This window comes from Acinetobacter sp. YH12233 (assembly GCF_013417725.1).
GTDB lineage: Bacteria > Pseudomonadota > Gammaproteobacteria > Pseudomonadales > Moraxellaceae > Acinetobacter.
The window spans coordinates 1-9,108 of sequence record NZ_VPDK01000064.1 but is presented as its reverse complement, the minus strand read 5'-3'; the positions used below and the strand labels follow the sequence as shown (position 1 = coordinate 9,108).

At 36.9% G+C, this 9,108-nt stretch carries 10 protein-coding genes; 2 read left to right on the top strand and 8 right to left on the bottom strand.

Annotation, left to right across the window (positions count from 1 at the left end; translation table 11 throughout):
- Nucleotides 1–278: 278 nt before the first annotated feature.
- The gene (locus tag FTV12_RS15895; RefSeq protein ID WP_171325022.1) at nt 279–824 is read right to left on the bottom strand and encodes a plasmid replication DNA-binding protein; all 546 of its coding nucleotides are present in this window, start codon (nt 822–824) and stop codon (nt 279–281) included.
- Between the two features lie 68 nt (nt 825–892).
- Nucleotides 893–1,822, bottom strand: a complete 930-nt coding sequence (repM, locus tag FTV12_RS15890; protein ID WP_086222692.1) for a replication initiation protein RepM — start codon at nt 1,820–1,822, stop codon at nt 893–895.
- Nucleotides 1,823–2,790: 968 nt separating this feature from the next.
- On the opposite strand from repM, the gene mobC reads away from it, so the two are divergent.
- A complete protein-coding gene (gene mobC / locus FTV12_RS15885) occupies nt 2,791–3,117 on the top strand; it encodes a plasmid mobilization relaxosome protein MobC (protein ID WP_179996665.1) in 327 nt (108 codons plus the stop codon).
- The gene (locus tag FTV12_RS15880; protein WP_179996664.1) at nt 3,114–5,111 is read left to right on the top strand and encodes a relaxase/mobilization nuclease domain-containing protein; all 1,998 of its coding nucleotides are present in this window, start codon (nt 3,114–3,116) and stop codon (nt 5,109–5,111) included. The genes mobC and FTV12_RS15880 overlap by 4 nt, the downstream gene beginning before the upstream one ends.
- Before the next feature lie 217 nt (nt 5,112–5,328).
- On the opposite strand, the gene FTV12_RS15875 is transcribed toward FTV12_RS15880, so the two are convergent.
- The 6 genes from FTV12_RS15875 to FTV12_RS15850 form a co-directional block, all read right to left on the bottom strand.
- Nucleotides 5,329–5,676: a hypothetical protein gene (locus tag FTV12_RS15875; protein ID WP_096902813.1), complete on the bottom strand. Its 348-nt coding sequence runs from the start codon at nt 5,674–5,676 to the stop codon at nt 5,329–5,331.
- A gap of 587 nt (nt 5,677–6,263) precedes the next feature.
- Nucleotides 6,264–7,034: a phosphoribosyltransferase family protein gene (locus tag FTV12_RS15870; RefSeq protein ID WP_180034322.1), complete on the bottom strand. Its 771-nt coding sequence runs from the start codon at nt 7,032–7,034 to the stop codon at nt 6,264–6,266.
- Between the two features lie 447 nt (nt 7,035–7,481).
- On the bottom strand, nt 7,482–8,165 hold the full coding sequence (locus FTV12_RS15865) for a hypothetical protein (RefSeq protein WP_180034321.1): 684 nt from the start codon (nt 8,163–8,165) through the stop codon (nt 7,482–7,484).
- Nucleotides 8,166–8,185: 20 nt separating this feature from the next.
- Nucleotides 8,186–8,404, bottom strand: coding sequence for a hypothetical protein (locus FTV12_RS15860; RefSeq protein WP_180006205.1), 219 nt, complete (start codon nt 8,402–8,404; stop codon nt 8,186–8,188).
- 86 nt (nt 8,405–8,490) lie between these two features.
- Nucleotides 8,491–8,805 (bottom strand): BrnA antitoxin family protein, encoded by a 315-nt coding sequence (locus FTV12_RS15855; RefSeq protein WP_180034320.1) that lies wholly within the window; start codon nt 8,803–8,805, stop codon nt 8,491–8,493.
- Complete coding sequence (locus FTV12_RS15850; protein ID WP_130114512.1) at nt 8,792–9,079, bottom strand: BrnT family toxin; 288 nt, start codon at nt 9,077–9,079, stop codon at nt 8,792–8,794. Before FTV12_RS15850 ends, FTV12_RS15855 begins: the two co-directional genes overlap by 14 nt.
- Nucleotides 9,080–9,108: the final 29 nt, after the last annotated feature.

Here is a 9,108-nt window from a genome sequence, read left to right as displayed (position 1 = left end):
CCAAGCAGACGTGCACAGAAAATAGCAATCAAAGAACGAAATCTAAATCCTGTGCTTGACTTGGAATTGTCCATATAGGACATTTCTATTTGGTTATTAGGTAGGACATTTCTACTTAGGAATAACAGCGTTATAATCATCCTTATAATTCAAAGCTGTATTTCCTAGTTGATAGCCCATCTTCCCCAAGTTGGGTTTTTTTTATGATTTTTCACGTTCCACGCCTATTATTTAAGCAATGTTTCACGACTTTGTTCATATTAGTTAAACAATCGTGGTTAATCATAGGGTCTAAAAAAACGGCTCCAAAAGCCCCTTTTCTCCGGCTCCTGTTCAACGTGCTCCGGTACGGGAATCCGCTTATTTTCCGTTTGTTCCGGAGTAGTCAATCCGTCATGTTTCGGCTCAGGTTCTGACCGAGGATCCGTTGCTATATCTTGGCTAGGTTTATGATCGGTAAACGTAGTCATATTGGTTTTTGGAGCTTCTAACAGTCGTTGTATTGCTTCTATTTGATTGTCTTTTGCTTCTAGCTGTTCTCTTTGGAAAACTTCTCGCTCATGTGCAAGTTCTAGCTGTTTTTTAAGTATGTCTACTTGCTGTTTTAGCATGTCTACTTCTGTATCTTTTTGTACCGTAGTAGACTGTAACGTAGTTACATTATTATTTTTATTAGATGGTTCGCCAAATACTCGTATGGCTTCAGATAAATCTATTTTCCCATCACTATTTTTTGATAAATCCCCTTTATTTATACGTTTATAGATACTTTGACGATTCATTCCATAGAGTTGAGCTAATTCAATAACAGATAGTGCTTTCATCATGTAACCCAAGTAAAAGTCTGTATGTCAGTAGACAATATTTAGTAATGTAACGTTACATCAATGATTTAACGATAGCCAACCTTTTCAAGCATGGGAGCAAACTCTTTTAACTTCTCAGAATCTTTAAGCATTTCAGCAATTCTTACTGCGAATTGAGGATAGCTTTCAGTTCCTTGAGAGTATTTACTCATTTCAGGAAGTTCAGATAGCTTATTGGAAAATAAGTGGCGTTGAGAGTCAGTCATTTTTTTTGAAAAAAGATCTAGATTGCCAGATATTGTCTGATTTTCTAATGATTTAGTTTTAGATTTTTTTTGTTTAAAAGAAAAAGAAAAACCAGATATTGAACGGCCTTTTTTATGCTGTTGGTAGGTTGCCTCTATATCTGTTTTTTCGCTAATTTCAGAAATGGCTAAGTCAAGAACTCTAGTTTTAAAGTGATCCATACGCTTGTATTCATTAACACCAATTCCAAGTTGTTCTCTAAAAGTTGCTAATTCAAATACTGGCGTTTTTCCAATAGCTTTCCATTGAATTAATAACTCGTATAATCTTGCTGAATATGTACTGTTAAGCTGGGCTGTTTGGCTTAGTAAATATTGAGTAAAAAAGTCTTTAATACCATCAATTTTACTTATGCCTTGTACAACAGCTAAAGTGAAAACAAGTTCAATAGCCCCTTCATCATCTAGATATTTTACTTGCTGAATCCATCTACTTTTGACTAATTTCCCATCTTCATCAAAGAAGCTAAATCTTCTGTTAAATAAAGAATCCTCTGCTTCTTTCATTCTCTGATAAGCATTTTGCCTTGTTGTCCCAAAAACTTCAGCATATCTCAAAGCATCTATTCGTAAAGGAGTATCTGTACTTAGTCCAGTACCCGTATGTCTAGCATCAACAATGGCTAATTGAACAATATGAAACTCTGATAAAGATAGAGTTTGAAAAGCTTGGTTTAACCGATTGGTTTTTACAACTAATTCTTTTGACATAGACTGAATTGAAATATTTTTATACCCACAGATTATAACAATGTGGGTATAACTGCAACTGTGTAGTTAAGGGTGTAATTAGGAGGGTAACTAAACGTGGGGGAATGGGTAACTAAACGTGGGGGAATGGGTAACTAAACGTGGGGGAATGGGTAACTAAACGTGGGGGAATGGGTAACTAAACGTGGGGGAATACAAAGGTTAGTTATTGAAATTTAATAATTAAAACTAAGTTAAAAACATTTAAAAACCTTAAAATAATTAAAAACCTGAATCATGAAAAATTGCCCTTGGTTTTCGCTTCGTTTCACTCGCTCAAACTCTATTGAATCTCGCTTTCGCTCGATTCGTAGGGGCAATTTTTTGGCTCATCTCGTTGTGACTTTAATAAAAAGCAAAAGCAAGATCAAAAGCAACTCGGAATTCGCTTCGCTCATAAGTTTTTTATGCTCGCTTCGCTCGTTCTAGAAGCAAATTGAATCTGTTCGCACCCTTTGGGATGCTCTGTACCTCAGTCTTAGCAGCAAAGGGGAGCTTGTAGTCAGGGAAAAAGCATGGCGAAAATTTTAATTGAGTCTGGTCGCTCGTAGACACTCGCTCTGGATCTAACGGAAGCATTCAAATTGCACAGATAGAGATAAAAATGAGCCTTATCTCTTTCAACACTTCGCATAAGAATCTCAGAAACATACCAGTTCACTCGCTACTTTCTGTTCTTGAACACGCCTGAAAAGTTCATTCATTTATCAGCATCAGAAAAAAAATTCAAAAACACCACTATCGGGGATTCGTTTTTTTTATTTCTGCTAACGTCAGGTGAATCAGTATTGGAACGCAAGGATACATAGAGACCCCTTTTTTCGCTTCGCTCAAAAATTGGTTCTATGACCTTGTTCAGGGAGACCCCGAAACCCCCCGACCGCCAAGACAAGCTTGGCGGTAAAAAGCAAAAGCAGCATGAGTCGAAAATGAAAACGAGAAACAAAGTTTACAAGGTGAGAATGTCAGATACCGAGCTTCAAAAACTAAGAGATGGGAATGTTGAAAATGTCGCTAGATTCTTGCGTGAGTCAGCTATGGCAGCAGTAGGCGGGAGAGAACAAAAGCATGTTTATACAAAACTTGATCGAGAGTTTTTACTCGAACTTTCAAGAATTGGTAACAACATTAATCAGGTCGCAAAAGCTTTAAATACTGATATTGCTAAAGGTGAGCCGTTTGATGCTGTGAGACTGTTTCACCTGTTGATTGCTATCAATGAAAACCTTGAAGCACTGAGACGAGACTTAAAATGATTGTCGAATTTTTCAGATATGGCGCTGGACTTTCAAAAGGGCCGCTTGATTACTTTCTTGGGAAAAAGCGCGACCGTGAGCATGCAAAAATTTTAAGTGGTAATGAGCAAGAAGTTGCAGGACTTATAGACAGTTCGCCTTTTGCAAAAAAATATACGTCCGGATGCCTGAGTTTTTACGAGAGCGATTTATCAGATGAAGCCAAGCGCAAAATCATGGCCGATTTTGAGCACTGTCTTTTTCCAGGTATGAGTTCAGATCAGTATCGAGTGCTTTGGATTGAGCATCGGGACAAGATAAACGAGGAAACAGGGGAGCGCAGGCTTGAGTTAAATTTCTTGATTCCAAACACTGAAATCCTGACAGGAAACCGGCTACAGCCCTTCTATCATGAGGCCGATATGCCGAGAGTTGATCTGTTTAAGAAGATTATTAACTTTGAGCATCAGTTACATGACCCAGACGATCCGATGTTTCGCCAAGACATCAAAACTAAGAAAAGCCTGCCTAAAAATACCGCAGACATCAAAAGAGTTTTAGATGTAGCAGCAAAAAAACAAATTGAAGAAGGCTTTATTACTGACCGTGAGAGCATGAAACAGTGGCTTATTGATCTTGGGTTAGATGTCACTAAAGAAACAGCAAAAGCCATTTCCATTAGAAATCCTTATGGCGATGAAAACTCACGCCCTATTCGCTTAGAAGGTGCTATTTATGAGCAGAATTTCAGATTTGGAGCAGAGGGCGATAGCCTTACAGCAGAAGCGTCAGAACGATACAGAAGAGAAGCTCGAAAGCGTTATAGAGAAAATCTTCAGCGATACGCAGAACAAATTGACGGCAAGATCCGAGAATTTCAGCAGAAGTATCAGCAAAGAGACGCTGAGCTTGAGAAAGCAGGACATGCAAGCCACGAAAGAGCTAAAGACCCAAATCTTGACCAACAAGGAGGCGTTGAAAAATCAGCAGAGCGAAGCCACGAGCGAGATTATCGAGCAGATTACAACAGACAAGAAGACGTTGCAGAAAGCACATACAGAAGCAATCACCGAAATTCAGGCAGCCTGCCAGAAGCAAGTCGAGAGCTTAGAGGAGATCTTGCAAGAGTCGAACCGCTTACAAGAAGATATAGTGCGCCAAGCGACTTTGAAAAAAGCCCTTATTACGTCAGTTTGGCCGTTGATTATTCTAGTTGGCGTTTTAGTTATGAGCAGTATAGCAACAGGACTTTATCTAAATTACCAAAAAAATCAGTTAAGCCGAATGAACCAGCAAATCGAGGATTTACGAGTGAGGGGAGCAACCTTGAATCTTTTGACTTGCGACAAACAATTGTGCGTACAGATAGACCCGAAAGCTCCGCATTACGAGGGCAATTATCGGGTAATAGTGGAGAAATAGAAGTAAATGAGCAGTCTAGAAGCCCAGCTATTGGGGATTATCGAAGAACAACAACAGCAATTGAAGCAGCAACAGCAGCAGCAAGAGAAGGCCTTGAAGCAGCTGGAAGAGCAGCAGAAAGCACTAGGATTGCACGAGAAAGCCTTGCAGCAACTAGAAGATTACACAGCGATCTTACTCAAAAAGAGCGAGGAAGAAGTGCAGATCGTCAAACGCTATCAGGAAATAGTGAAAAAACTCTCAGAGCAGACAGTCTCAGAGCATTTTTCAGAGGCTTTACAGAACGAATTGGCGACCGTTTTAAAGACGCATGTGACGAAATTGGTGAGTTCTTTAGACGTACAAGAAGAATTGAGAAGCTTGTTAAGGGAGATTTTGCCGAGCCTGGTGCAAGCAGAAATAGAGAAGCAAACGAAGCCACTGGCGAACCAAATCAGCGAGAGAATGAACTCAGTCGAGCAGTATCAACAAAAGTTAGCGGATTTAATCCAGGATATATCTTCAAGGCTCTAGATGAGTTAGATAAGCGCAAAGAGCTACAAGCAAAGCAACGGGCTGCTGAGCGCAGTTCAGGACTGGATTGTGAAATGTAAAGAGGGATTAATGAAATGAAAGATTTGAATATAAATTTGATGAAAGCCAATATCAGGAAACACATTTTGAAAGGCAGAGGTATTGAGTTCTTTAATATGCAGTTCAACGACTGTAATCAGGTTCTCAAATCCCTCAGTTTCCCCGGTATTCATCCGAGCCAACTCTGTCGAGTAGCTCGGATTATGATGCCTACTTTTAAAGAGGAACCCCCCACGATCAGTAAGTAGTTCTAGGGAGCTTATGACGATGTGGGGTGGACTGAGTCCGTTTTACCCAATCTTCCGGATATTCTTGACTGTAAGAATCATAGTAATGACCTGACCAATATTCCTGATTGTCTTCTTGGCATTCGTGATCTTGAGAAAAGTTGTGGGTGCTTTGTTGCGCTACAGCATGTTGCTGAAGTGTCTTTTCAGCTGTTTTTTCCGCCTGATCTAAAGTCATGAAAATATCGAGCAAGGCTTGGCGTTGTTGATGATTCAGAAGTTTAGCGCTTTCGACAATCAGTTGTTTAGCGAGGTTTTTTGGGATGCATGGGTTTGCATCATTGAATTTAATATGCATAGCAGTTTCCTAGATAAGAGTTTAATTATCTCCATCACTTCTCACGGCAATGGAGGCAACTTAACAGGGGTGAGAATACTGAATCTAGGATCAGCCAGCACGAAGCTGCCCTGCTAAGCTACCATAGGGACTGCTTAACAGTAGGCAAAAAAATAGCCGCAAGTGCGACATTTAATTGCACCTAGATTTTATCAGGTTCTCACGCCTGGACACAGATTTTGCTGCGTTAAAATAAGATTATCCAGTAAAAAGCAGGGCGTCAAGGTCCTAATCAGTAGTTCTTATAAAAACTGAAAAAAATCTAACTAAAAGGTGTCTATAAAATCGTTGGCTATTCAGTTGCTTACATCTGAATTTCGTATAAGAGATTTTATGTTAAATAAAAAAGGAGAACATTAAAGTTCTCCTTTTTTGAATTTCTTCTCTTTTAACGATAAGAGAAATCGTATTTGCTGCTTCCAAATATGGCAAGTATTTGCTCTTATCGCTGGCCCCGCCGGCTCACACAGATCTCTTTTATGTTTAAAGACAGAGGAGACTATCACCCGGTCTATGCATATTAATAATATATTAACATAGATATCTAATCAAGTTTCTTTGATCCTATTATTGACTGGGCTGAAAAGTGAAACTGCTAAAATATCGATCTCAGCTGAGTTTGAAACTAAAACTTGTTGAGCGCTGCTCAATGTACAAGCCGTGGAAATAAGGTCATCAACAATTATATAAATTCCATGTTCAACTATTTGCGTTTCATTTAATTTAATTGGATGAACATATTTTCTTATAGGTGGTGGAATGTCCGATACTGAAAAAAGCTTATTTCTTTGTTCAGCTTGTTTTATTCTTTGTAAAATTAGATGTTTATCCGTATTTGGTATGTCTGAATTAGCTACCTCTTCAGACATTTCCCTATTTGATTTTTTTATCAATAAATCTTCTAAGACTATTGATTGATGAAATTGTCTCTGCAATCTTCTTGCTAGTTGCAATGAAAGATTATGTTTGGAAGGCATTGGTACAATAAAATCAATTTTTTTATATTTATCAGTTATTTCATTTTTTAGTATTTCTAATATTTGGTAAAAAGGTATTTTAAGATCTTTCATCGAATCTTTAGTTACTACTAAATTTTGTTTTCCTTTAAGAGCATATAGTAGAGGACAGTTATCACCTAATTTATGAAGTTTTCTGTCAATTACACTACGATAAAAAATTGAATAAATTGATAGGTTTAAAGAGTTAATATTCTTTTTAATATAGATACATGGGCTTCTCTTTTTAGTTGGAGTAGTAATTGCATAATGGTTTGTAGAGTGATCAACAATAACTAAGTTATCAATTACTTTAAAGCCCACAAAATAACCTTCAATTCATATATATAAACTACTGATCATTATGCACAATATTGACCTTAAACGCATGATTATTTTAAATTTTAAATTTTAAATCTTGGATTACGATCCATGATTTTTCATTTCGCATATAAAGCCATTATATTAAATGGGAAAAGTCTATGAAGCATTCCAGTTCCTATTTTATTGTTTTTTAGTTTTAAGCATGTTGCACTGCAAGCTTTAAATCAGAAGTACTCCAATTTCTAAAGCCAGTTAGCTACTCCACGATGGCCAGAACAAGGGTAATATCATCTTTTTTCATCTTTTAATACTCTATATACAGTAGCAACGCCACACCCTACAGCGAATGAAACAGTACAACTACCCTGCTAAAACACTGGACTGCTTCCAGTATCCTAGACACGGGGTAACTTAATTTTGAAGCTGTCTTGGCCTAAATTAGGCACTTTATTTAAAGAAAATAAAAAATAAAAATAGAAGACATCCGAATAAAATAATAGTTCCCATTATTTGGGTAAGATTTTGATTTGAAATTTCACTTTTTATAACTTCTTGCTTAATTCTATCGGTTTGATCATTGATTGCATTTGAATGGGCAATTAATTCTTCGGTCATAATAGTTAAGAAGTTTTCTTGATCATTCGGGCTTAATTTCTCAATAAATTTACTTTGAATATCCTCTAAATCATTGGAAGCTTGATATAGGCTAATACCTTTAGTATCTGCCATAGACTTCATAAGATCTGTTCTAGTACTAACAATCTTCCTAATATTTTCTCTCGTAAATGGATATGTAACTTGAATTCCAAACAGATCTCCAACATTTCCATTTTCGATAAAAATACTGTTATTTCCTACATCTGGCTGATTAAACCATTCTTGGGGAGCTGCACCAATTTCTTCTGAATGAATTTTTTCAAAATTCTCTTTATCTATTTCTGAAATATTTGAGAAGAAAGATTCAAAGATATCGGCTACTTCTAACAAAGCCTGATCTTCTGATAATTTATCTTTAGATATTAACATGCTTTTGAATTCTAACTGTTTTTTTAAAACTTCTCGAACCTCTGATCTGATTATTGGCGAATGTATATTGACTCCAAATAATTCACCTATAATTTTATTTTCCATATTTTTCCCCCTGATTTTATTTAGTTGAATGCTGTAACATTGTTTTTACAAATTTGTTGGATTTTATCATCAGCAGAAATATTTTCACTTTTTAACCTAGGGTAAGAGTCAATATCTTTGTAATATTGAACACCCTTTTGAATACATACTTCATAGTCTCTATCACTATCGTTACCACATGCTATTAAAACAAATGAAATTGAAAAAGTTGAGAACATAACTAATCGTCTTTTAAGCATTTACTCACCTATAATTTTTTAGATTTCCTAAAATTAACATAATACACGTTATACGCAGTCAAAAATGGGAGCCTAAGCTCCCATTTTTATTGATGATTTTTTAATTCTTTTAGCATGGCATCCCGTAAGATTTCATTCATTCGTGTTTGATAGCCTTTGCCTTGAGCTTTAAACCATGCAAGTACATCAGCATCTAAACGAATGGAAGTCTGTTGTTTCACTGGGCGATAGAATTGATTATGACGTACAACATTGCTCCAGTCTTTAATTTCAGGAATATCTGATAGGTCTAGTTGATCGTCAGGAAGCATTCCTTTAGCAAGCAAGCGTTCAATTTCAGCATCTTGCTTGTCGCTGAATTTTTCATTCAGTTCTTTGCGTGAGTGTCTAACCATGCTCATATTTATCTCGCTCCGCTTTTGTTACCTGTCTTGCACTAATAATTCTTATGATTTCACAGTCATCTTCATCAAAGATGGTATGAGCTACTAAGAGCATTAGTACGCCTTTCACTTTTCCAATGGTCTGCCAACGTTCTTCGCCATCGGTATGTCTGTCCTGGATTGAGATCCTTAGAGGATCTTCAAAAACAAGGCTTGCCGTTTCGAAAGAGACATCGTGTTTTTTCTGATTCTTTCGATTCTTTGCCTCATCCCATTCGAAATACTGTTTCATAAAAAACATTCAAATTTGTATATACAATA

Excerpts from the sequence above, each read along its gene's own strand:
- repM (WP_086222692.1), bottom strand. The coding sequence starts at position 1,822 with ATGTCAAAAGAATTAGTTGTAAAAACCAATCGGTTAAACCAAGCTTTT.
- FTV12_RS15860 (WP_180006205.1), bottom strand. The coding sequence starts at position 8,404 with ATGCTTAAAAGACGATTAGTTATGTTCTCAACTTTTTCAATTTCATTT.
- FTV12_RS15875 (WP_096902813.1), bottom strand. The coding sequence starts at position 5,676 with ATGCATATTAAATTCAATGATGCAAACCCATGCATCCCAAAAAACCTC.
- FTV12_RS15880 (WP_179996664.1), top strand. The coding sequence starts at position 3,114 with ATGATTGTCGAATTTTTCAGATATGGCGCTGGACTTTCAAAAGGGCCG.
- FTV12_RS15895 (WP_171325022.1), bottom strand. The coding sequence starts at position 824 with ATGAAAGCACTATCTGTTATTGAATTAGCTCAACTCTATGGAATGAAT.
- FTV12_RS15850 (WP_130114512.1), bottom strand. The coding sequence starts at position 9,079 with ATGAAACAGTATTTCGAATGGGATGAGGCAAAGAATCGAAAGAATCAG.
- FTV12_RS15855 (WP_180034320.1), bottom strand. The coding sequence starts at position 8,805 with ATGAGCATGGTTAGACACTCACGCAAAGAACTGAATGAAAAATTCAGC.
- FTV12_RS15865 (WP_180034321.1), bottom strand. The coding sequence starts at position 8,165 with ATGGAAAATAAAATTATAGGTGAATTATTTGGAGTCAATATACATTCG.
- mobC (WP_179996665.1), top strand. The coding sequence starts at position 2,791 with ATGAAAACGAGAAACAAAGTTTACAAGGTGAGAATGTCAGATACCGAG.